At 56.0% G+C, this 24059-nt stretch carries 21 protein-coding genes and 2 tRNA genes; 7 read left to right on the forward strand and 16 right to left on the reverse strand.

All coding sequences use genetic code 11. The features are described 5' to 3' along the window. The first annotated feature begins 89 nt into the window (after positions 1-89). From CHB79_RS14250 to CHB79_RS14275, 6 genes are all read left to right on the forward strand, one after another. A complete protein-coding gene (locus CHB79_RS14250) occupies positions 90-1271 on the forward strand; it encodes an acetyl-CoA C-acetyltransferase (RefSeq protein WP_089360418.1) in 1182 nt (393 codons plus the stop codon). Between the two features lie 91 nt (positions 1272-1362). Continuing rightward, entirely contained in the window at positions 1363-2379 is a 1017-nt protein-coding gene (locus CHB79_RS14255; protein ID WP_089360419.1) for a class I SAM-dependent rRNA methyltransferase, read from the forward strand. A gap of 102 nt (positions 2380-2481) precedes the next feature. Next, on the forward strand, positions 2482-5574 hold the full coding sequence (locus CHB79_RS14260) for a DUF748 domain-containing protein (RefSeq protein ID WP_089360420.1): 3093 nt from the start codon (positions 2482-2484) through the stop codon (positions 5572-5574). Positions 5575-5585: 11 nt separating this feature from the next. Beyond that, positions 5586-5873, forward strand: a complete 288-nt coding sequence (locus tag CHB79_RS14265; protein ID WP_010487574.1) for a DUF2845 domain-containing protein — start codon at positions 5586-5588, stop codon at positions 5871-5873. A 32-nt stretch (positions 5874-5905) separates the two neighbouring features. Beyond that, entirely contained in the window at positions 5906-6205 is a 300-nt protein-coding gene (locus tag CHB79_RS14270; RefSeq protein ID WP_010487572.1) for a DUF2845 domain-containing protein, read from the forward strand. Positions 6206-6263: 58 nt separating this feature from the next. Beyond that, positions 6264-7727 carry a rhomboid family intramembrane serine protease gene (locus tag CHB79_RS14275; RefSeq protein ID WP_176443192.1) on the forward strand — a complete coding sequence of 488 codons (1464 nt, stop codon included), beginning with the start codon at positions 6264-6266 and terminating at the stop codon, positions 7725-7727. A gap of 51 nt (positions 7728-7778) precedes the next feature. On the opposite strand, the gene CHB79_RS14280 is transcribed toward CHB79_RS14275, so the two are convergent. From CHB79_RS14280 to CHB79_RS14295, 4 genes are all read right to left on the reverse strand, one after another. Next, entirely contained in the window at positions 7779-7976 is a 198-nt protein-coding gene (locus CHB79_RS14280; protein WP_010487568.1) for a CsbD family protein, read from the reverse strand. 122 nt (positions 7977-8098) lie between these two features. Continuing rightward, positions 8099-8467 (reverse strand): BON domain-containing protein, encoded by a 369-nt coding sequence (locus CHB79_RS14285; RefSeq protein WP_010487566.1) that lies wholly within the window; start codon positions 8465-8467, stop codon positions 8099-8101. A gap of 206 nt (positions 8468-8673) precedes the next feature. Then, on the reverse strand, positions 8674-10092 hold the full coding sequence (locus CHB79_RS14290) for a tetratricopeptide repeat protein (protein WP_089360422.1): 1419 nt from the start codon (positions 10090-10092) through the stop codon (positions 8674-8676). 110 nt (positions 10093-10202) lie between these two features. Beyond that, positions 10203-11480, reverse strand: a complete 1278-nt coding sequence (locus tag CHB79_RS14295; RefSeq protein WP_089360423.1) for an MFS transporter — start codon at positions 11478-11480, stop codon at positions 10203-10205. A gap of 73 nt (positions 11481-11553) precedes the next feature. Here CHB79_RS14295 and CHB79_RS14300 point away from each other — a divergent pair, with 73 nt between their 5' ends. Further along, positions 11554-12243, forward strand: a complete 690-nt coding sequence (locus CHB79_RS14300; protein WP_010487560.1) for an ArsR/SmtB family transcription factor — start codon at positions 11554-11556, stop codon at positions 12241-12243. Positions 12244-12340: 97 nt separating this feature from the next. Here the strand turns inward: CHB79_RS14300 and pnp are convergent, their stop codons facing one another. The 12 genes from pnp to glmM all read right to left on the reverse strand — a co-directional run bounded on the left by pnp (position 12341) and on the right by glmM (position 24048). Continuing rightward, entirely contained in the window at positions 12341-14446 is a 2106-nt protein-coding gene (gene pnp / locus CHB79_RS14305; RefSeq protein ID WP_089360424.1) for a polyribonucleotide nucleotidyltransferase, read from the reverse strand. 235 nt (positions 14447-14681) lie between these two features. Further along, complete coding sequence (gene rpsO, locus CHB79_RS14310; protein WP_010487557.1) at positions 14682-14951, reverse strand: 30S ribosomal protein S15; 270 nt, start codon at positions 14949-14951, stop codon at positions 14682-14684. A gap of 199 nt (positions 14952-15150) precedes the next feature. Next, positions 15151-16068: a tRNA pseudouridine(55) synthase TruB gene (gene truB, locus CHB79_RS14315; RefSeq protein WP_089360425.1), complete on the reverse strand. Its 918-nt coding sequence runs from the start codon at positions 16066-16068 to the stop codon at positions 15151-15153. Positions 16069-16072: 4 nt separating this feature from the next. After that, on the reverse strand, positions 16073-16474 hold the full coding sequence (gene rbfA / locus CHB79_RS14320) for a 30S ribosome-binding factor RbfA (protein ID WP_089360426.1): 402 nt from the start codon (positions 16472-16474) through the stop codon (positions 16073-16075). A 110-nt stretch (positions 16475-16584) separates the two neighbouring features. Continuing rightward, entirely contained in the window at positions 16585-19086 is a 2502-nt protein-coding gene (gene infB, locus CHB79_RS14325; RefSeq protein WP_089360427.1) for a translation initiation factor IF-2, read from the reverse strand. Between the two features lie 25 nt (positions 19087-19111). Then, the gene (gene nusA, locus CHB79_RS14330; protein ID WP_010487553.1) at positions 19112-20593 is read right to left on the reverse strand and encodes a transcription termination factor NusA; all 1482 of its coding nucleotides are present in this window, start codon (positions 20591-20593) and stop codon (positions 19112-19114) included. Between the two features lie 47 nt (positions 20594-20640). Next, positions 20641-21099 (reverse strand): ribosome maturation factor RimP, encoded by a 459-nt coding sequence (gene rimP / locus CHB79_RS14335; protein WP_010487552.1) that lies wholly within the window; start codon positions 21097-21099, stop codon positions 20641-20643. A gap of 133 nt (positions 21100-21232) precedes the next feature. Continuing rightward, a tRNA-Met gene (locus tag CHB79_RS14340) sits at positions 21233-21309 on the reverse strand. Positions 21310-21407: 98 nt separating this feature from the next. Continuing rightward, a tRNA-Leu gene (locus CHB79_RS14345) sits at positions 21408-21493 on the reverse strand. A gap of 10 nt (positions 21494-21503) precedes the next feature. Beyond that, positions 21504-21887 (reverse strand): preprotein translocase subunit SecG, encoded by a 384-nt coding sequence (gene secG, locus CHB79_RS14350; RefSeq protein WP_010487551.1) that lies wholly within the window; start codon positions 21885-21887, stop codon positions 21504-21506. Between the two features lie 3 nt (positions 21888-21890). After that, on the reverse strand, positions 21891-22646 hold the full coding sequence (tpiA, locus tag CHB79_RS14355) for a triose-phosphate isomerase (protein WP_089360428.1): 756 nt from the start codon (positions 22644-22646) through the stop codon (positions 21891-21893). A gap of 64 nt (positions 22647-22710) precedes the next feature. Next, positions 22711-24048, reverse strand: a complete 1338-nt coding sequence (gene glmM / locus CHB79_RS14360; protein WP_089360429.1) for a phosphoglucosamine mutase — start codon at positions 24046-24048, stop codon at positions 22711-22713. Positions 24049-24059 lie beyond the last annotated feature (11 nt).

Consider the following 24059-nt stretch of genomic DNA (forward strand, 5'->3'; position numbering starts at 1 on the left):
CACCAGCGCCCACTACGGCACATGCGTAAATCCGAAATTACGGTGAACAAGCCTCGCCTTGTTCACCCTTTGGAAATGAGGACAGAACCATGCAAGAAGTCGTAATTGTCGCCGCCACACGTACAGCCATTGGTAGCTTTCAAGGTGCGCTGTCGGGCATTCCAGCGCCAGAACTGGGCGCAGCAGTGATCCGTCGCCTGATCGAGCAAACCGGACTGCCCGCCGCAGAAGTCGATGAAGTCATCCTCGGCCAAGTGCTGACCGCAGCCTCGGGGCAAAACCCCGCCCGCCAGGCCGCGATCCTTGCCGGGCTGCCAAATGCAGTACCGGCGCTGACCCTGAACAAGGTCTGCGGCTCTGGCCTCAAGGCCCTGCATCTGAGTGCCCAGGCGATTCGCTGCGGTGATGCCGAGGTGATCATTGCCGGCGGCATGGAAAACATGAGCCTGGCGCCGTACGTCATGCCGGGCGCTCGCACTGGCTTGCGCATGGGCCACGCAAAGATTATCGACAGCATGATTACCGACGGTCTTTGGGATGCGTTCAACGACTACCACATGGGTATCACCGCCGAAAACCTGGTCGAGAAATATGACATCAGCCGCGAGCAGCAAGATGCGTTCGCTGCCGCGTCGCAACAAAAAGCAGTGGCGGCCGCCGAAGCCGGACGCTTTGAGGCTGAAATCACTCCGATCATGATCCCCCAGCGCAAGGGCGATCCAATTGCCTTCGCCAAGGATGAAGGCCCGCGTGACGGAGTGACTGCCGAATCACTGGGCAAACTCAAGCCCGCGTTCAAAAAGGACGGCACGGTAACAGCAGGCAATGCCTCGAGCCTCAACGATGGCGCGGCAGCGGTCATGTTGATGAGTGCTGACAAAGCCAAGGCACTGGGCTTGCCTGTGCTGGCACGTATCGCCAGCTATGCCAATGCGGGTGTAGACCCGGCGATCATGGGCATAGGCCCGGTTTCGGCCACCCGTCGCTGCCTGGAGAAAGCCAACTGGGCAATTGAAGACCTCGACCTTGTCGAAGCCAACGAGGCCTTTGCCGCGCAAGCCCTCTCGGTTAACAAGGAGTTGGGCTGGGATGCACAGAAGGTCAACGTTAACGGTGGCGCCATTGCCCTCGGCCATCCGATTGGTGCATCCGGCTGCCGGGTGTTGGTGACCTTGCTGCACGAAATGATCAAGCGTGATGCCAAAAAAGGCCTGGCCACCCTCTGCATTGGTGGCGGCCAGGGTGTTGCCCTTGCCATTGAACGCGATTAAGTAACACCCTTCGCCTAAATGCCGGTGCTGTTGCTCAGCACCGGCATTTTTATTGATAAACTAGCCTACTTCCCTTCTTGAGTCGTCGCGCATGTCCGCTCTCACATTGGCGCTGCGCGCCGCACTGGCAACCCGCCAACCCTTGATCGAACAGCTGCACAGCCAGGGCACCGACTGTTATCGCCTGTTCCACGGCAGCCAGGAAGGCGCCGGTGGCTTGACAATAGACCGCTACGGCCCGCAACTGTTGGTTCAGAGCTTTCATCAGAGTCTGGCGACAGAAGAACTCCTGCAGCTCGCGGATACGTGCAATGAGTTTCTCGACCAGCCGCTACTGCTGGTCTACAACGACCGCTCGAAGGGTAATTCGCGGATCGACCGCCAGGACCCGGTATATAAGGCCCAAGACGCAGCACTCGAAGATCTGATCGGTCACGAATGGGGGCTTAACTACCGGGTGCGCGGACGCCACGCCGGGCAGGACCCGCTGCTGTTTCTCGACCTGCGCAACACGCGCGGCTGGGTCAAGCAACACAGCGCAAGTAAAAGCGTGCTCAACCTCTTCGCCTACACCTGTGGCGTTGGCTTGGCTGCAGCCGCTGGCGGGGCTAAAAGCGTTACCAACCTGGACTTCGCCGAAGGCAACCTGGCCGTTGGCCGTGAAAATGGTGCGCTCAACCCGCAGTTGCTGCCCATGCAGTTTATTCAATCGGATTATTTCCCGGCTATCCGCCAGCTCGCAGGCTTGCCTATTGCCCAGCGCCGTGGACAAAAACTGCCAAGTTATCCGCGACTCGCCCCACAACAATTCGACCTGGTCTTGCTTGATCCTCCCGCGTGGGCCAAAAGTGCGTTCGGCACGGTCGACCTGCTGCGCGATTACCAAAGCCTGCTCAAGCCTGCGATCCTGGCCACTGCCGACAATGGCGTTCTGATCTGCTGTAACAATCTGGCCAAGGTGGCGATTAGCGACTGGCGCGAGCAAGTGCTGCGTTGCGCAAACAAACTGGGGCGCCCCGTGCGTGACTGCCAAGTAATCAGCCCTGCAGCGGACTTTCCATCGACTGACGGCCAGCCGCCCCTGAAAACCCTGATCCTGCAGTTTTAAGCCATCGGCCGGTGCGGGCGAAAAGACGCACCGATTTCATTGAACCCATTCAGGCGTGCCATACTCATAAGCATTTCTTGACGGGACAGATGACGCTTAGCTATGTACAAAGGACTGAAATACACCGCTGGCACCCTTATCTTTGGCATCGGCCTGTATGCCTTGCTGGGTTTTTTGATCATTCCGGGCGTCGGCCTGCGCGTGATCAATCAACAGCTGGCACAGTACGCCACCCAACCGGCCAAGCTCGAACGCATGCAGTTCAACCCCTTCAGTCTGGAACTGAAGCTCTGGGGCATGAGCATTGGCGCCGGAGAAACCAAGCACATTGCCTTCGAGCGCCTGTATGCCAATGTCGAGACCGACAGTGCCTGGACCAAAGCCCTGCACCTGGCTGACATTGAACTGGACAAAGCCCACAGCGAAATTCTTTTCGACAAGCAAGGCGGGCTGAACCTGACCCAATTGTTCAAGCTGCCGGAAAGCCAACAGCCTGAAGTTCAAGAGCCGCCCAGCGAACCCTTTCCAGTGCGTATCGACAGGATCAAGCTGGTTGACGGCTACCTGCACTTCCAGGATCTGCGCCCCAGCGAGCCGATCAATTTCGTATACGATGCGCTAAACCTTGAGCTGAACAACCTAAGCACCCTGCCCGATGACAACGCCGCGATGACCCTCGCGGCCACTGGCCCGCACGGCGGGCGTATCGACTGGACCGGAAAAGTCAGCCTGGTGCCGATCACATCAACCGGCAGCATCAAGGTCACCGATGCTCAGATGCAAGGCTTCTGGCCCTATGTGCGCGATGCCGTGCCGCTTGATCTTGAAAAAGGCGTGCTCAGCCTGTCGAGCGACTACAGCCTCGACCTGTCCAAAAGTACGGAGCTGCGCCTGGACAAGATCAAGCTGAAAGTCTCACCCTTCGCCATCAAGGCGCCAGACGGCCGTCCACTGGTTAACCTTGAAAACCTTGAAGTCAGCGATACAACCCTCGACCTGGCAAAGCAGGAAGTTGTAGTCGGCAAGATTCGTAGCCAGAAACTTGAAACCTGGGCCAGCCGCGAAGCCGATGGCGAGCTCGATTGGCAAAAACTCTTTGCCAGCCAGCCTGCGCTGAAGAAAACCCCGGAAAAACCAGCAGCTGCGCCAACCGCCGAACCAACTGACACGGCGGCGAGCAAGGCAGAAACCGCACAGTCCGTGGCCGAAGTTGCGCCAAGCAGCGAACCCGCCCCGGCAGACAAGGATGCAGCGAAATCCGCCAACACGCCTGCCACCACAGACAAAGCCAGCCAAGGTGAACAGCTTGCTTCCACCCCGCAAACCAAGCCCGCTGCAAAGGCTGACACCCAGCCCGAAGCAGGCAAGCCCTGGATCGTGCTGCTCAAGGATGTGCAGCTACGCGACTATCAGGTGCATCTGGCCGACAAAGTGCCTGAAAAAGACCTGGCCCTCGAGCTTGGCCCGCTCAATCTGGACATCAAGAACTTCAACAGCCAGGGCACCACGCCGTTCGATATCAAGCTCGACACCGGCATAGGCAAGCAAGGCAAGCTCCAGGCAGAAGGTAAGGTTCAGCTGACGCCAACCACCGCCAACCTGAACGTCACCACCAACAATATCGACCTGCGCGTGGCGCAAGCCTACATGGACCCATTTGTGCGCCTGGAACTGCGCAGCGGCATGCTTGGCAGCCAGTTGAATGTTGCGCTGACCAGCACCGACCCATTGCAACTGAGCGTTACCGGTAACGCCCAAGTGACCCAGCTGCACACCCTCGACACCATCAAGCAGCGCGACTTTGTGCGCTGGAAAACCCTTGATCTTACCGGTGTTAATTATCAGCACGGCGACAGCCTGAGCATCGACAAAGTCAGCCTGGACAACCCTTATGCGCGCTTTTTGATCAACGAGGACCTGACCACCAACGTCGGTGAACTGGTGATCCCACAACCTGCTGATCCCAATGCCAAAGCCGAACCGGCAGGCAAACCGCTGGGTATCCATATTGGCGCAATCAATATTGCCGATGGCTCGGCCAACTTTGCCGACTTCAGCCTGACACCCAACTTCGCCACAGCTATCCAGCAACTCAACGGCCAGATTGGCACCATCGATAGCCGGGCGCCCAAACCTGCAAAAATCAATATTGCCGGTAAAGTCGACAAATACGCCCCCGTTAGCATCAAAGGCAGCCTGAATCCTTTTGATCCGCTGGCCAGCCTCGATATCGCGACCCAGTTCAAGCGCGTCGAGCTCACCACGCTTACGCCCTACTCCGGCAAGTTTGCCGGTTATCGCATTCGCAAAGGCCGGCTCAACCTGGACCTGCATTACAAGATCAATAACGGCAAGCTCAATGCCGAAAACAGCGTGGTCGTAGAGCAACTGCAACTGGGTGAAAAAGTAGACAGCCCAAGCGCCGTGGACCTGCCGATCAAACTGGCGGTGGCACTGCTCAAAGACAGCGATGGCAAGATATCCCTGGCACTACCGGTTCAGGGCGATCTCAATAACCCGCAGTTCAGTGTGATGCCCATCGTCTGGCAGACCCTGCGCAACCTGGTGGTTCGCGCGGCAACTGCGCCCTTCAAGTTCATTGGCGGCCTGGTTGCCGGCGGCAGTGACGTCGACCTGAGCAATGTGCAGTTTGCCGCAGGCAGCAGCAAGCTCGACAAGTCCGCGAAAAGCTCCCTCGACACCCTGATCAAGGCCCTCGGCGAACGCCCTGCCTTGCGCCTGGAAGTGGAAGGCATGAGCGCGCAAACCGCTGACGGCCCTCTGCTGGCCGAACAGCGGCTGCAAAGAGAATATCAATCGACTTACTACAAAATGCTCCAGCGCCGCGGTGATACCGTGCCTGCCGATCCCGACGAGCTTGAGGTGCCAGATGACATCAAAGGCCCCATGCTCGAAGGCATTTACCGGGCTCGCCTGAAAAAGCAGCCCCCCGCGCAGTGGGCTGAACTGGATGACGAACAGCGCACCAAGATGCTCAGCGACGCAGTTCTCGCGCAATGGAGCACCAGCGAATTGTTGCTGCGCAAACTGGCGCAAGAACGCGCGGCTAGCATCAAGGATTACCTGGCCCAGAACGGCCTGAGTGATGAGCGTATCTATCTGCTGGACGTTAGCTTGGGCAGTGCCGAAGCAGACGGCCGTGTAGCCACACCACTGCAACTGGGTAGCGAATGACTGGAAAGTTGATGCAAAGCCTGATTCTGTTGGCGCTTGCGCTCAGCGCGGGTGTCGTCCATGCCGACGACACCATGCGTTGCGGCAGCCAATTGATCAGCACCGGGGACCGCGCATTCGAGGTCGAGAGCAAATGCGGAGCCCCGGCCTTTCGGGATGTAGTCGGCTACACCCTGGGCCCTTATGAGCGCCGCGAGATGAAAATCGAGGAATGGGTCTATGGCCCCAACAACGGCGTAAACAGCATCCTCACATTCGAGGGCAGCCGCCTGCTGCGTATTGAGCGCAAGCGCCAATAGAACTGCGCCCAATTTCTGGACAAGGAATAGATGTGAAGCGATTTCTGGCAGCCTCGGTGTTACTCAGTTGCAGCAACCTGGTCTTGGCCGACAGCCTGCGTTGCGGCAGCGCTCTGGTCACCACTGACGACACGACCAGCGAAGTCTCCGCCAAGTGCGGCGAACCTGTCAGCCGCGACTTTCTCGGCTATAAACAAATCGTCGACTCATTCGGCTATACCAATGAGGTGGCCATTGAGGAGTGGGCTTACGGGCCGCGCAGCGGCATGTATCATTTTATTCGTTTTGAGGGCAACCGCTTAAAACGCATCACCAGTAAACGCGGTAACTGACAGCATAAACAGCGGGTGCTAGGCTCCAAGCCAAAATGCCATCACGGATCGATTGCTGATGCTAATACTCCCCGCTGAGCACCCGCTGGACTGGAAAAAACCTCCGGTCATGACCTTGCTGCTTATCGCCCTTAATGTGCTGATTTACTTCGGCTACCAAGGGGGCGACAGCGCTCGCGAAGCCAAGGCGGTCGACAGCTACCTGCAAGCAGGCTTGCTGAGCCGTGAGCGTCCACTTTTTGTTGAATCTTTCAGTGCCCGGCATGAACTGAGCGCCAGCGAAACCACACAACTCGAACGCGTACGCCGCAGCCAGATGGCGCGCATGGTGCTCTACGACCTTCAGTTTGAAAACGCTATTCACCACAACCCTGACTATCTGGCCGACAGCAACTGGCAAGCTCAACGCAGCAAGGTCGAGCAACTGCGCGACCAAATCAGCAGCATGCGTTTCGGCTTTATTCCAGCGCGCTTTAGCCTTGAAGGCCTGTTCGGCGCCATGTTCCTGCACAGCAGTTTTTCTCACCTCGCGGGCAATATGCTGTTTCTGTTTATCTTCGGCTTTGCCCTGGAGATCGCCCTTGGTCGCTGGCTCTATCTTGGCCTTTACCTGACTTGCGGCGTCGCCTCCCACCTGCTCTGGTGGATCATGGACCCGGCGTGGGTCACCGGTGTTGGCGCCTCCGGAGCGATTTCAGGCTTGATGGGCATGTACCTGGCAATCTACGGCCTGCGCAGGATCAACTTTTTCTACTGGCTGGGGCCATTGTTTGGCTATTTCCGAGCGCCCGCACTGTGGATTCTACCGGTGTGGATGGGCAAGGAACTCTATGGCTTGCTCATGGCCAACGACAACACCAACTACTACGCACACCTGGGCGGGCTGGGCGCGGGCTTTCTGGCCATCTACCTGAGCCAGATGGGCGGTAAACTCAGGGTTGATCAAGACTACCTGAATAAAACCGATCCAGACGCACAGTTCAAACGTGAGCTGGGCAGCCTCGACAAGCTCATTGCCGACTTTGAACTGGAACGCGCCAGCACCCGGGGCCTGACACTTGTCGAGCAGTATCCTAACCGCCCCCAATTGCTCGAAAAGCTGTACGCACTGGCTCTCACCCGCCAGGATAAAACCTTGCTCAGCGCCGTACTGAAGCAGGCTTTCAAACTGCCTGACTCAGCGCAGAGCCTGGCACTCTTCAAGCGGATGGTGGCTGATAGCAGTGGCACGCAACAGCGCTTGCTCAGGCATCCAAGCGTGCAACTGCATATATTGCAGCGGCTTCTTCGTGTGGATCAAGGCCCTTGTGCTCTTGGCCCCTGGCGCCTGCTTAGTCAAGCCAAGCAACGCCCACCCATGCTGCCGGCGATGACCCTGCAACTGGCAAAACAACTGGGTCGCCACCAGGACCTCAAGGCACTGGCCGAAGTCTCGCAGTTTCTTAATCGTGTCTACCCCGATGCCGAACAAACAATGCAAGTGCATATCTATCGCCAGCATCTGAATAACCAGCCGAGCTGAAACGACAAAGGCCCAGGGCATTCAACCCTGGGCCTTTGTCGCTAGCCTGACTTACAGCTTGTCGCTGAAGTCACGCAATTCTTGCTGAGCTTTTTCCTTGGTCCAGCCATAACGCTCTTGCAGCTTCCCTGCGAGGTATTCGCTGTGACCTTCAGCTACATCAAGATCATCATCTGTCAGGTTGCCCCAACGCTCTTTGATGCGGCCATTGAGCTGCTTCCACTTACCTTTGATTACATCAGAATTCATGGTGTGCTCCTGTTCGAGACCGCTGAAAAAGCGGCTGCACTCCCTGCAGCTCCAGAGGTCTCTAAATTGCGAACATTAACTAGCGTTGAAGACAATTGCACTTGGCAACCTGGCAAGCTGAATTAGTCAGCTGTTTTCAGGCCATCAGCCGAAACGTCTTTAACACCGTTGATTTCCTTGGTTTTGGCCACTGCCAGATCACGCTCTGCATCGCTGGCCACGACGCCGGACAACGACACAACACCTTTGTTGGTCTCGACCTTGATATCCAGGGCGCTGAGGCTATCGTCAGCCAGGAAGGTCGACTTAACTTTGCTGGTGATCCAGGTATCGGTTACAACTTCACCGGCTTGGTCCATGGTGTCGTTGGCGGCCAGCATGGTTGGCTGCATGGCGCTTGAGGTATCGGCAAATGCGGTACCCGCCAGCGGCAAGCTCAGGGCGGTCGCGGTGATAGCGGCAAAGGCGAACTTATTAATTGGCGTTTTCATGGGTATCGCTCCTGTACATTTTGATTATTCTGCATGCCAGATCCTAGCTGCAGTCTCACCAGTACTATTGCAGGCCCTGTGCCAACTTTTTAAACAGATAAAAACCCTTTTAAATCATATACTTAACAATCAAACCAATTTTCAGCTTTCGTGCAATGCGCATGTTCGATCAAATTCTACCGGGCATATTGCACGATATAATCGGATCAACCCGGCATGCCGGATAATTTGGCCAGGGTCGCCTCCAGGTTGGCCACCTCGCCGAGCAAGGGCGACTGTGGATAGCGCAGGCGAACGAACTGCAGCAATTTTTGCGCTTGCTCAACCTGCCCAAGCCCTTCGGCAAAAATGCGTGCCGCCAGCAGATAAGCCCGCGGAATTTGTGGGTAATCAGGTGCCCGTTGATGCAGGTTACGTAGCAGGCTCAAGGCCTCACGATTCTTGTGGCGCATAGCCAGGGCCTCGGCAATACGCTCACAGACCAGAGGATCATCAGGCAGGTAATCGGCCTTGAACCGACGGGCATTAAGCAAGGCCGTCGCTCCCAGTGCCGGGTTAAGCCGCGCAGCCAGCGGCATATAATGCTGAAGATGGCGCAAGCAGCGCTCGCCTGAATTGAGATTGAAAAGCAGTTGGTGAAATCGCTCATTGAGCTTGAGATCGTCAGGATGCTTCTCAAGTGCCGCGGTCAGCGTTTCAAGAGCATTATCACTCTGCCCTTCCTTCAAGCGGATCTCGGTTTCAGCCAGCGCCTTGCGCCGCTGGTATTCATCTGCCGCAAACCCTGCCTGGCTATCTTCATCGACGATCACGTAGCCCAATGCACCTTGGTACTGGAACACGACGTAGCCCATCATCGCGCACATCACCACGCCGAAATAGGCGAAGGCAAAGGCCATGACCGGCAGCAAGATCACTCGGGGCAAGCCATGTGCCAGCATATAAGCGACCCAGCCCGGTGACTGCCAGAGGATGAACAGGAATGCGCAAAGAATCAGATAGCGCCAGCCCATGGCGGTGATGACCTGCCCGACCTGCTCCGGACTCAATGCCGAAGAGAGGTCCTTATCCAGCGCCAAACGTATGATGCTCGCGGGCATAACCAGCAACAGGCCGATGTTCACACACCAATAAAGCGCTTCGCTGTTGAAGTCCGCCGCGAGCCAAAGGATCGCAAAAGCGATGAGGAATACCGCCAGCTGCTTGAAAAACAGGCTGAAGCCCTCGCCAGTAAAAGCACTGGTCAAACTTGGCGCAGCCTTTACCGCAAGGCTGTTGGCCTCAATGACGCTGTGAAAATACTTGGTGGCGATACTGAACAGAATCACCCACAAGATAATCGAACGCGGCATAAAGATGCTGGCAACAGCCAACAGCGCGGCAAATGCCAGCGGCCCGGGCTGCAAGGCGTAGAGGAAAAATGCTGGCAAACGCTGCCAAAACGGCTGCGCAGTATTGGCAGCCCCCAGAAACTCCAGCTGGCTGCTGCACATGGGACAACGTGGCGCGTCATCCGGCGCATCCATATTCAACGGAATACAACAATCGCCATAGCTGCGCTCGCACGAGCGACACAACCAGGTCGCTGGCTGTTCGGGGTGATAGCGGCAAGCGGTCTTGTCCATAAGTTATATTCCTGAGAGCTCGATATGTACTTAGCCATCCACCGCGATAGCCTAATGCCAGCGGGTATTATCTGCACCTGGAAAACACCAGAGCCATGCAGCGCATCACGCTAGGCACTTGGGTTTGCCCCATTACTGCCTGGTGACTTGAACATTATTCCTGATTGTTCTGAACCTTTGCTCCCGACAAACAGGGCGAATATTGCAAGACCTTGAAAGCATCCAGCCATAGCCAGTATGAACAACTCCCCCGCTTCCCCTGCAAACAATGATCTGGCCCCGCCAAAAACTACCGGAGCGAAAGCGTAGCAACCTTGTGCAGTCGCAACGATCAGCGTCACCACCCGTTGAATCTGCTGGCGAGCAAACTCTGACTGAGCAATAAGCGGTGGCAAGGACGTTGCATTACCAATGCCCAGGCCGAAAAGGACCATGCCGACCCAAAGCAGCTCTGGAAAAGCACCTATGCCCATCAAGCTCAAGCATCCGGCGAACTGGCAGCCATAGCTCATGCCAGCAACCCTACGGCGACTTGCGCTTGGCGATAGCAGCCAGCTGGACAAAAACCTGCCCGCTATCGCGCTTACCGTTGCCAGCCCCATTGCCAACCCCGCCTGTTGTTCCGCGACGTGACCAACCAATAGCAAGAACAGCTGGCTGATCAGCCCAATCTGAGCGAACAGCCCGAGTGACATTGCCACCGTTAACGTGAGGAACTGCCTATTGTTCCATAGTGATATCACTGCCGGGCTTGACGATTGGGCCTGCTCAATTGGCGCATAAGACTCACCATCCGGGTATTGGCCTATCTGTCCAGGCCGAACCCTGAAAACGTAAAAGCAGAGCAGTGCGATAACGAACACCGACAGAACCCCGACGCCAATTGAGGCCTGTGAAAATCCAAACCGGCCAATTAGATAGACCCAAACAGATGAAAAGATGACACCACCGATGCTCGCGCCGTTGTAGGCCATTGCCAAGGCACCTGGGCGCTTGCTGACGAACCAGGGGGCAATAATTGCATTAACCGCTGCAGCGCCCATGGTGACCCAACCGAACCCGCTGAGGATTGCGGCTATGAACAACTGATACGGCTGGCTGGCTATCGACCACCCGTACACACCCAAAGCAAGGGTCATCGCGCCGAAAAGCGTCGTTAAGGGAATACCTGCACGTTTATATAGAACAGGTAGCTTCACGACTACCAAGGTGCCTGCCAGAAAGTGCAGGGTCACAGCTGCCGAACACAGCGCCAAGGACCAGCCTGTCCTCTGCATCACGGCATACATGAATATCGGCGGGCCATAAAAACCAATACCCCAGCCGAAGACAGCCATCAAAAAAGTTGCAGCCACTACCTTTTTGCCAAAAAAACTTGATGCGTTCATCAACCTGTTCCTTCCTATGCTTTTGCCGAAGTATGATGATTTCGCACATGGACACTTCGGGAAAAGCTGAACTATGGATGCTGAATCTGCAGATCTTTCTCTGGCGGCGGTAGCAGGTGCAATCGCTGACCCTGCCCGCTCAAAAATGCTTTGCGCGCTACTGGACGGCTGTGCTCGCACGGCGACTGAACTGGCCGCGCTGGCCGATGTTGGCGCCTCGACAGCAAGCGCTCACTTTGCGCGACTTCGCGAGCAGGGCTTGGTAGAGATGCATGTTCAAGGTCGCTATCGTTATTACCGGCTAAGCAATGCCCAGGTGGCCAAAGCGTTGGAGTCGTTATTGTCGATAACGGATCACCAGGCAATGAGGTTCAAACCCAGCACGCCTTCAGCCTTGAGGCATGCGAGAACCTGTTATGACCATTGCGCAGGCGAGATTGCGGTCGGGCTGCACGATGCACTGCTGAATGAGGGCTGGATTTATCTACAAGACAAGGATTACTGCCTGAGCGAACAAGGAGCAGACAGCCTTGCCCGACTGGGGCTTGATGTAGACAGCGCATTAAGCCAACGCAGGCGTCTGGCCTATCCCTGCATGGATTGGAGTGAGCGCTCTCCACACATCGGCGGTGCATTGGGAGCAGCATTACTTAACTTGATGCTTAAACAAGGCTGGATGAGCCGTCACCTCGACTCCAGGGCGCTCACCTTGACCCCAAAAGGGGCCGCCAAGCTGAGCAAAACATTTGGCATTCAATGCTGAGCAGCCGCGCCCACCCGACACAATCAAAACCACAATTATCACAGCGCAAAAAAAAGGGCCCGCAAGGGCCCTTTTCTAGACTACAGACAGCTCGCGATTAAACGCCCGATGCCTTGGCAGCGGCAACGTCCTTGATCGACAGCTTGATACGGCCGCGGTTGTCCACGTCCAGTACCAGCACTTCAACTTCCTGACCTTCCTTCAGAATGTCGGTGACCTTCTCAACGCGAGCATCGCTCAACATCGAGATGTGCACCAGGCCGTCTTTGCCCGGCAGGATGTTTACGAAGGCGCCGAAGTCAACAATACGCTCAACCTTGCCGACATAGATCTTGCCGATTTCAGCTTCTGCGGTGATGCCCAGGACACGCTGCTTAGCGGCTTCAGCTGCGTCCTTGGTTTCGCCGAAGATCTTGATCGAACCGTCGTCTTCGATATCGATCGAGGCTTTGGTTTCTTCACAGATCGCACGGATGGTCGCGCCGCCTTTACCGATCACATCACGGATCTTGTCCTGATCGATCTTCATCGCGATCATGGTTGGGGCATTTGCCGACAACTCAGTACGCGACTGGGCGAGAACCTGGTTCATCTGGCCGAGGATATTCAGGCGCGCTTCCAGGGCTTGGCCCAGAGCGATTTCCATGATTTCTTCGGTGATGCCCTGGATCTTGATGTCCATCTGCAGCGCGGTAACGCCTTTGTCGGTACCCGCTACCTTGAAGTCCATGTCGCCCAGGTGATCTTCGTCGCCGAGAATGTCGGTCAGGACTGCAAACTTCTCGCCTTCCTTAACCAGACCCATGGCGATACCGGCAACCGGAGCCTTCATCGGAACACCGGCATCCATCAGCGCCAGGGAAGCACCGCAGACCGAAGCCATGGAGCTGGAACCGTTGGATTCAGTGATTTCCGATACCACACGGATGGTGTACGGGAACTCATCGGCGTTTGGCAGCATGGCGGCAACCGAACGGCGTGCCAGGCGGCCGTGACCGATTTCGCGACGACCCGTAGCGCCCATGCGGCCACACTCGCCAACCGAATACGGTGGGAAGTTGTAGTGCAGCATGAACGGGTCTTTACGCTCGCCTTCAAGGGTGTCGAGCAACTGTGCATCACGGGCGGTACCCAAAGTGGCCACGACCAGCGCCTGGGTTTCGCCACGGGTGAACAAGGCCGAGCCGTGGGTCTTGTCCAGAACACCGACTTCGATGTTCAGGCCACGCACGGTACGGGTGTCACGGCCATCGATACGCGGCTGACCGTTAACGATGTTCTCGCGTACGGTGCGGTATTCGATTTCACCGAAGATGTCTTTGACTTCGCCGGCAGTCGGCTGGTCTTCTTCACCGGAGAACTTGGCAACGACTTCATTGCGCAACTCGCCCAGGCGCGCATAGCGCTCGTGCTTGACAGTGATGGTGTAAGCCTGGGAGATAGCATCGCCAAACTCGCTACGAATAGCGTTAAGCAGTGCAGTGTTCTCGGCTTTCGGCTGCCAGTCCCAGGTTGGCTTGGCGGCTTCTGCGGCCAGTTCGGCAACAGCGTTGATCACGACCTGGAATTCATCGTGGGCAAAGAGCACAGCGCCCAGCATCTGGTCTTCGGTCAGCTCTTTGGCTTCCGACTCAACCATCAGTACGGCGTCTTTGGTACCGGCTACAACCATGTCCAGGCTCGAAGCCTTGAGCTGCTCGTAGTTAGGGTTCAACAGGTAGCCTGTTTCCGGGTGGAAAGCCACGCGCGCAGCACCGATTGGGCCGTTGAACGGGATGCCCGAAATCGCCAGGGCAGCCGAAGTACCGATCATCGCAGCGATATCCGGATCAGTTTTCTTGCTGGTGGAGATAACGGTGCAGATTACCTGCACTTCGTTCTGGAAGCCTTCTGGAAACAGCGGGCGGATCGGACGATCGATCAGGCGCGAGGTCAGGGTTTCTTTCTCGGAAGGACGTGCTTCACGCTTGAAGAAACCACCAGGGATTTTACCGGCAGCGTAGGTCTTTTCCTGGTAATGCACGGACAGTGGGAAAAAGCCCTTGCTCGGATCAGCGGTCTTGGCGCCAGTTACAGCAACCAGGACAGTTACGTCGTCATCAACTGTGACCAGCACAGCGCCGGAGGCTTGACGGGCGATACGGCCTGTCTCGAGGGTAACGGTCGATTGACCGAATTGAAATTTCTTGATTACCGGGTTCACGGTGTTTTCCTTCTCTATATTGCCTTGGGGGAAACCTGAAGGGGCTGCGAAAAGCGACGGCGTCAGACACGCACATGGGGCTTTGCGAAACCACCTGAATGTTGCATAAAACAATTCGTGGGCAGCTGCGGGAGTCGGCCCGAGACTGTCCAAAATGCATGTAGCTGAAACACAAAAGCTGGAAGTGGGGTAAACCCACTTCCAGCTTCAGCATTCAGCTACGCGCAAGCATCGCTTAGCGACGCAGACCCAGGCGACCGATCAGGGCGCTGTAACGGCTAACATCTTTACCCTTCAGGTAGTCCAGCAGCTTACGACGCTGGTTAACCATACGGATCAGACCACGACGCGAGTGGTGATCTTTACCGTTGGCCTTGAAGTGGCCTTGCAGCTTGTTGATGTTGGCAGACAGCAGTGCAACTTGCACTTCCGGGCTACCAGTATCAGTTTCAGCTTGCTTGTAGTCGTTTACGATTTGGGCTTTTTCTTCAACGCTGAGTGCCATGTTGGCTTCCTCTCATTCAAGCAACCGCAGAGCGGTCGCAATAGGCTGGGAACTGCTTCCCATGTTTTAAAGTGAGGAGTGACCGTGCCTATTAACAGCCATCCTCGGTGTGAGAGCCCCTTATAGCTAAGCAGCTCTCAAATTCTGTCTCAAACTTAGATCACTAAATTCTCTGGCCGCGCATTCTACTACGGTTTGTTCACTCAGCGCGAATCAACCGACGTGGTGCAATACGGCCATCTTCGCTGACTTCGCCAATCCCGATGAAGCGACCGTTGTGATCCTGAACCCGAACCATGCCGAACTTTGGCGCATCTGGAGCGCGTACCGCCTGGCCCTGTAACCAGTAGAACGCGCTGTGCTCGGAAAACTGCAACAGCGGCCAGTGCTCCAGACCGCTATCGACTGGCTGCAAGAAGCGGTCAACGGCTTCATTACCGCCATCTGCATGGACAGCTTCAAGCTCTTCCAATGTGACGGTTTGAGTCAGATTGAACGGGCCGGCCTTGGTTCTGCGCAATTCGGCAACATGAGCGCCACAGCCCAGCAGATGGCCGATATCCTCGACCAATGTGCGGATGTAGGTGCCCTTGCTGCAATCGACAGCCAGGCGCGCAACTTCTGCCTCGCAGGACAACAACTCCAAGTGGGAGATGGTCACGTCACGCGGTTCACGCTCGACGACCTCACCGGCACGAGCAAGCTTGTACAGCGGCTGGCCATCACGCTTGAGTGCCGAGTACATCGGTGGAATCTGCTTTATGTCACCGCGAAACTGCGGCAATAGCGCTTCAATATCGGCGCCTTGGACATTAACCGGCTTACGCTCGATGACTTCACCCTCGGCATCGGCCGTGGTGGTGGTCACACCCAGTTGCATCAGGGTTTCATAACCCTTGTCGGCATCGAGCAAATACTGCGAAAACTTGGTCGCCTCACCAAAGCACAAGGGCAATACACCCGTAGCCAATGGATCAAGACTGCCGGTGTGGCCAGCTTTCTCGGCATTGAGCAACCAGCGCACCTTTTGCAGGGCTGCATTGGAGCTAAAGCCCTTTGGCTTATCCAGCAGGATGATGCCGTTGACCTTGCGGCGAATACGCTTTACCTGAGCCACGCACTTACTCCTTGGCGTCAGTTGCTTCGTCATCGTGCTGACGATCTTCAGTCACGGCACGCTCGATCAACGCCGACAACTGGGCACCACGAATGACGCTTTCGTCATAGTGGAAGCGCAGGTTTGGCACGCTACGCAATTTCATTGCCTTGCCTAGCTGCATCCGCAGAAAACCGCTGGCATCGTTAAGCACCTTGACGCTCTGACGAATGCTCTCGGCATCGATCTCGGCGCCCATCACAGTGACAAATACCTTGGCGTGGCTTGCGTCGCGGCTTACCTCGACGGCGGTCACAGTCACCAGGCCACTGACGCGGGGGTCTTTGACTTCGCGAAGAATTAACTGCGCCAGCTCACGCTGCATCTGGTCGCCGATACGCTGGGCACGGCTGTATTCTTTTGCCATTTTTACTACCTAATTACCCGCCTGAGGCCACATAAGCATCAGACTCAAAAGCGGCAAACGCCCGGCCGTGCTTGAGCAGGGCCGGGCGTTGCATGTTGCAGCAGGCTGCCTTACAGGCTGCGAGCCACCTGGACTTTCTCGTACACTTCGATCTTGTCGCCGACCTTGACGTCGTTGTAGCTCTTGACGCCAATACCGCACTCCATGCCGTTACGCACTTCGGCCATATCGTCTTTGAAGCGACGCAGCGACTCGAGTTCGCCTTCGTAGATCACCACGTCGTCACGCAGTACACGGATTGGACGGTTACGGTAAACAACACCTTCAATAACCATACAACCGGCAATGGCGCCGAACTTAGGTGAACGGAACACATCACGCACTTCGGCAGTACCGAGGATATTCTCGCGAACATCGCTGCCGAGCATGCCGGTCAGGGCCTTCTTGACGTCTTCGATGATGTCGTAGATCACGTTGTAATAACGCATATCCAGCGACTCTTGCTCGACGATCTTGCGCGCACCTGCGTCGGCACGCACGTTGAAGCCGAACAGTACCGCGTTGGAAGCCAGCGCCAGGTTGGCATCGCTCTCGGTGATACCACCGACGCCGCCACCTACTACACGCACTTGCACTTCGTCGTTACCCAGGCCGCTAAGCGAGCCTTGCAAGGCTTCCAACGAACCACGAACGTCAGACTTGAGGACGATGTTAAGCGTCTTCTTCTCTTCCTGGCCCATGTTCTCGAAGATGTTTTCCAGCTTGCCTGCGTGAGCACGCGCCAGTTTCACTTCGCGGAACTTGCCTTGACGGAACAGAGCCACTTCACGGGCTTTCTTCTCGTCAGCAACAACAGTCATGTCGTCGCCAGCTTCAGGAGTACCGTCGAGACCAAGGATCTCAACCGGAATCGAAGGACCTGCCTCCTTAATCGATTTGCCGTTCTCGTCGATCATGGCGCGAATGCGGCCGTAGTTCGAACCGACCAGAACCATATCGCCCTGACGCAGCGTACCGTCCTGTACCAGCACGGTTGCAACTGGACCGCGACCTTTATCAAGGCGCGATTCAACCACTACACCGCGACCTGGAGCCGACGGAGTTGCCTTGAGTTCCAACAGCTCGGCCTGCAGCAATACCGCTTCAAGCAGCTCATCGACACCAGTACCTTCTTTAGCCGAAACCGGCACGAATTGAGTGTTGCCACCCCACTCTTCCGGCACAACTTCACGGCCTGCAAGGTCGTTCTTGATACGATCAAGATCAGCGCCCTGCTTGTCGATTTTGTTGACGGCTACAACCAATGGGACGCCAGCAGCTTTAGCGTGCTGAACAGCTTCCTCGGTTTGTGGCATTACACCGTCGTCGGCAGCAACAACCAGAATAACGATGTCGGTCGCCTTGGCACCACGAGCACGCATTTGGGTAAATGCAGCGTGACCCGGAGTATCGAGGAAGGTCACCATGCCACGATCGGTTTCTACGTGGTAGGCACCGATGTGCTGGGTGATCCCGCCGGCTTCGCCAGAAGCCACCTTGGCACGACGAATGTAGTCGAGCAGCGATGTCTTACCATGGTCAACGTGGCCCATTACGGTCACAACCGGCGCACGAGAGATGGATTCACCGTCGTACTTCAACGATGCGGCCAATTGCTCTTCAAGTGCGTTATCGCTGACCAGCTTGACCTTGTGGCCCAGCTCTTCGGCGATCAACTGGGCAGTTTCCTGGTCCAGTACCTGGTTGATGGTCACCGGAGTGCCCATCTTGAACATGAACTTGATGACTTCAGCGGCTTTAACCGACATCTGTGCAGCGAGTTCGCCAACAGTGATGGTTTCGCCAATGGCAACTTCACGAACAACAGGGCCCATCGGGCTCTGGAAACCGTGCTGATTGCGTTTTTTCAGTTTCGACTTGCCACGACCACCGCGACGGTGACCATCGCTCTCTTCGTCGACTGTACGAGGCGCAACGCGTGGAGCCGGTGCTTTCTCTTTAACAGCTGGACGATGCGAACCGGCCTTACGCTCGGCACGACGGTCATCGTCATTGCGCGTTTTATCTGGACGACGAGGCTCGTCTTTCTTGCGCTCTTCAACCACCGGAACATCGACCGGCATCGGAGTCGCAACAGGCTCAGGCACTTCAGCTGCGGCAGGCGCAGGCGCGTCAGCAACAGTTGGCGTTGCCGCAGGAGCATTCTTGGCTTCTTCGGCAGCTTTACGCTTGGCTTCTTCCTCAGCTTTCAGGCGAGCAGCCTCGGCTGCAGCACGCTGCTCTTCGAGCTCACGCTGCTTCTCGGCTTCGATCTCTTCAGCGCTGCGCTTAACGAAGGTTTTCTTCTTGCGCACTTCAACACTGATGGTCTTGCTGCCAGCTACACGTAGCGTGCTGGTGGTTTTGCGTTGCAGAGTAATCTTGCGCGGCTCTTCAGCCTTTTTATCGCCGTGACTACTCTTGAGATGAGCAAGCAATGCTTGCTTCTCGTTATCGGTGACAACTTGCTCGGCACTGCTGTGCGGCAATCCCGCCTCACGCATCTGCTGCAGCAGGCGCTCTACCGGTGTGTCGACCACTTGGGCCAGTTCTTTCACCGTGACTTGCGTCATGCACTTCTCTCCTCAGGCCGTAAAACTACTCGAACCAATGGGCTCGGGCGGCCATGATCAGCTTGCCGGCACGATCTGCGTCGATGCCGTCGATGTCGAGCAGGTCGTCAATCGACTGCTCGGCCAGGTCTTCGCGGGTAACCACACCGCGTACTGCCAGTTCCTGGGCCAGGCCTTTTTCCATACCCTCTAGCGAGAGCAGGTCTTCGGCTGGCTGGGCGTCTGCCAGTTTTTCTTCTGTAGCGATGGCGCGAGTCAGCAGGCGGTCTTTAGCCCGCGAACGCAGCTCATTGACGATTTCTTCATCAAAACCGTCGATACTGAGCATCTCTTCCATCGGTACATAGGCGATTTCTTCCAGGCTGGTAAAACCTTCTTCAACCAGCACCTGCGCCAACTCCTCATCAACTTCCAACTCATCGATGAAGCGCTGCAGAATATCGCCAGTCTCTGCCTGTTGTTTCTCTTGGATATCCGCCTCGGTCATCACGTTGAGCGTCCAACCAGTCAGCTGACTTGCCAAACGCACGTTCTGACCGCCACGCCCAATTGCTTGAGCGAGGTTGTCTTCGCCGACGGCGATGTCCATGGCATGGGCATCTTCGTCGACAATGATTGCAGCAACTTCGGCAGGAGACATCGCATTGATAACGAACTGCGCAGGATTGTCATCCCACAGCACGATGTCGACACGCTCACCAACCAATTCACCAGATACCGCCTGAACGCGTGAACCACGCATACCAATACAGGCGCCTTGCGGATCAATACGCTTGTCTTTCGAGCGCACTGCAATCTTGGCGCGCGAACCCGGATCACGGGACGCGGCCATTACTTCAATCAACCCTTCGGCGATTTCTGGCACTTCAATGCGGAACAACTCGATCAGCATTTCAGGCGCAGTACGCGAAAGGATCAACTGGGGACCACGGTTCTCGGTGCGAATTTCCTTGAGCAGTGCACGCAGGCGCGCACCGACACGGAAGGTCTCACGCGAGATGATATCTTCGCGAGCCAACAGCGCTTCAGCATTGTTGCCCAGGTCGACAATCACGTTGTCGCGGGTCACTTTCTTGACCGTACCCGAGACGATCTCGCCCAGACGCTCGCGATAGGCTTCAACTACTTGAGCACGTTCTGCTTCGCGAACCTTTTGCACTATGACTTGTTTTGCAGTCTGTGCAGCGATGCGACCGAATTCAATCGACTCAATCTTCTCTTCAAGCACGTCACCGACTTTGGCGTCGGATTTCATTGCCTGCTCCATATCTGGAGTCAGTTGATGTGCCGGATCATCCAGCTCTGCATCTTCAACAACCGTCCAACGACGGAAAGTCTCATAGTTGCCAGTGTGGCGATCAATCGCTACACGCAAGTCGACTTCGTCTTCGAATCGTTTTTTGGTCGCCGTGGCCAAAGCCAACTCCAGCGCTTCAAAAATCACACCGGCCGGTACACCTTTTTCGTTGGATACCGACTCAACAACCAGCAATACTTCTTTGCTCATCGTACGCCTCGCCTTTCGCAATCCATTGGATCCGCGGGATCCGCGTCTCAATCAAACCTAGGGATAATGTTGGCCTTGTCGATCATATCGATCGGCAAAAGGAATTCATGATCATCAACCTGCACCACGACATCCTGCTCTTCAATACCGCGCAGAAGGCCTTGAAAGTTACGGCGCCCTTCGAAAGGCGAACGCAGCTTGATTTTTACTTGTTCACCGGTGAATGCAGCAAACTGCTCCAGGGTGAAAAGTGGTCGATCCATACCTGGAGATGAAACTTCCAAGGTGTATTCAGCCGTGATCGGATCTTCTACATCCAGAACACCACTGACCTGCCGGCTTACTTTCTCGCAGTCTTCGACGAGAACACCATCGGCATGATCAATATAAATTCTTAGCAGCGAATGCCGCCCCTGAGACAGAAACTCAATGCCCCAGCACTGATAGCCGAGTTCCTCGACTATCGGGGCCAGCAAGTCCTGCAACTGTTCTAGCTTGCTCGACACTCGAACCCCTCGCGCATGCTGTGCAAATAAAAAATGGGCGAAACGCCCATCCATTTAGCTTACCTCTTCGCAAGGCAAGTAAAGCTGTCTCTCAGCTAGCAAAAAGCCCCTTGGAAAGGGGCTCAGCTACTACTGGTTGCGGGAGCTGGATTTGAACCAACGACCTTCGGGTTATGAGCCCGACGAGCTACCAGACTGCTCCATCCCGCGTCAAAGCTGGGGGCCGGATTATACGGCTGAACCTTGCTACGGGTCAACCAGAGCCCCATCGACAAGAAAGCCCGCATGTAGCGGGCTTTCTTGAAAATTGGTACCGAGAAGGGGACTCGAACCCCTACACCCTATGGGCACAACCACCTCAAGGTTGCGTGTCTACCAATTCCACCACCTCGGCAAATTACGTTTTACTGCTGCTCTGGAGCTTGAGGTACATCAGCGGCCTTATCGACTGCTTGCGGCTCTTCGAGCACCGGCACATCTTCAACTGCCGGTTTGGTCTGAGGCGTTTCCAAGACTGCCGGATCTGGCAAACCTACCTGGGTCAACGCATCAGCTTTTTCATTAGCTAAGTAGCCTAAGCCCAAGCTAGTTATGAAAAAAGCGGTGGCGAGTATAGCAGTAACTTTACTCAAAAAGGTAGAGGAACCTTGGCTACCGAATACAGTAGCTGAAGCGCCCGAACCAAAAGATGCACCCGCATCGGCACCTTTGCCCTGCTGCAGCAAAACCAGCACAACAACGCCAATAGCGCCCAACAGATGAAGTACTACTATGACTGTTTCCAGCATTTTTCAGTTTCCCGCGGCGCGACAGATCGCACCGAATTCATCCGCATTCAGAGAGGCTCCACCTACAAGCCCCCCATCGATATCTGGCATGCCGAATAACTCGGCTGCATTGGCGGCCTTGACACTGCCGCCATATAAAATTCTTACGCCGCGAGCCACTTCAGCGTTTTCTGCTGCGAGCTGTGCGCGTATCGCTGCATGCACGCTTTGCGCTTCATCCGGCGTAGCCGTCAAGCCGGTGCCAATTGCCCAAACAGGCTCATAAGCGATCACAGCCTGGGCAAAAACCCCAACCCCCAGCGACTCAATAACACTATCAAGCTGGCGACTGACTACTTCCAACGTCTTGCCTGCCTCACGCTGCTCGCGGGTCTCCCCCACACACAGGATTGGCGTCAAGCCACATGACTGAGCCGCTGCAAACTTGCGCGCCACGGCCTCATCAGATTCACTCAGCAACAAACGCCGCTCGGAGTGCCCAACCAAAACCATTTTGCAACCCGCATCATGCAACTGGCTCGCAGCCACTTCACCTGTCAGCGCGCCTTGCAATGGCTCATACGCACAGTTCTGCGCACCTACAACCATCGACTTACCAGCCAAACCTTCAACAACCTGGCTGACGTACAAACAAGGTGGAAACACCGCGACATCCACGCCAGTCGACAACGCCAACTGACGAAGACCCTTGATCAGCTCTGCGACGCTGGCGCGGGTACCGTGCATTTTCCAGTTACCAGCTACCATGGGGCGACGCATGCAATACCTCGTCGATCAAAGAGGGCGCAGATGATACCCAGCGCGGTCGTGACTGGCAAGCTGTTCAACCACATACTTGTGCAACAATTTTAGATAATTCATCGGCATAGCCGCGAACCAGGGCTTCATCCTCACCCTCGACCATGACTCTAACCAGCGGTTCCGTACCCGATTTGCGCAGCAAAACGCGCCCACGGCCTGCCATTTCCTCGGTCACGCGCGCGCAGGCATCCTTAACCAATGGATCCTGCAATGGATCCACACCACCCTTGAAGCGCACATTAATCAAGACCTGAGGGCATTTGCGCATACCTTGACGAACTTGCGCCAGCGGCTGTCCACGTCGACGCACGGCGAGCAATACCTGCAAGGCAGCGATAATGGCGTCCCCGGTCGAGGTGTGCTGGAAACACACAATATGACCCGAGTTTTCGCCACCAAGCACCCAATCGCGCTCAAGCAACTCGGCAATCACATAGCGGTCACCGACATTGGCCCGCTCAAATGGAATATTCAGCTCGGAACAGGCCAGCTCAAGCCCCAGGTTACTCATCAGCGTGCCGACCACTCCACCCTGTAGCTTGCCCCGCTCCTGCAGGTCACGGGCGATGATAAACAGCAGCTCGTCACCATCGACCAGAGCACCTGTGTGATCAACCATCAATACGCGATCAGCATCGCCATCGAAGGCAATGCCCAAATCAGCTTCACGGGCGACCACCTCAGCCTGCAGTGCTGAAATATGGGTGGAGCCACAGTTGTGGTTGATGTTCAAACCATTTGGCTCGGCTGAGAGCGTGATCACTTCCGCACCCAGCTCACGAAACACACTCGGCGCAACCTTGTAGGCTGCACCATGGGCGCAGTCGAGCACCACCTTGAGCCCTGCAAAGCTGGTGCTGCTGGGCACACTGCTCTTGCAGAATTCGATATAGCGCCCAGCGGCATCATTGATTCGCGACACCTTGCCCAACTTGGCGGACTCAACCACTGTCATTGGCGTATCCAGCAAATCCTCGATCAACTGTTCGACTTCATCTGGCAGCTTGGTACCCTGCCCCGAGAAAAACTTGATGCCGTTATCGTCGTGCGGATTGTGCGAAGCGCTGATTACGATGCCCGCATCGGCATGAAATGTACGTGTCAGATAGGCAATAGCCGGGGTCGGCATTGGCCCGAGCAGCATTACATCGGCTCCGGCAGCAGACAATCCCGCCTCCAGCGCCGACTCGAACATATAACCTGAGATACGCGTGTCTTTACCAATCAGGATGCGGCACGCCCCCTGCTTGCGAAAGGCCATGCCAGCCGCCCAGCCAAGCTTGAGCATAAAGTCAGGAGTAATGGGATAGTCACCCACACGGCCACGAATACCATCGGTGCCAAAATATTTACGTGCCATAAATCGTCTTC

The sequence above is a fragment of the Pseudomonas segetis genome, from assembly GCF_900188155.1.
Classification (GTDB): domain Bacteria; phylum Pseudomonadota; class Gammaproteobacteria; order Pseudomonadales; family Pseudomonadaceae; genus Aquipseudomonas; species Aquipseudomonas segetis.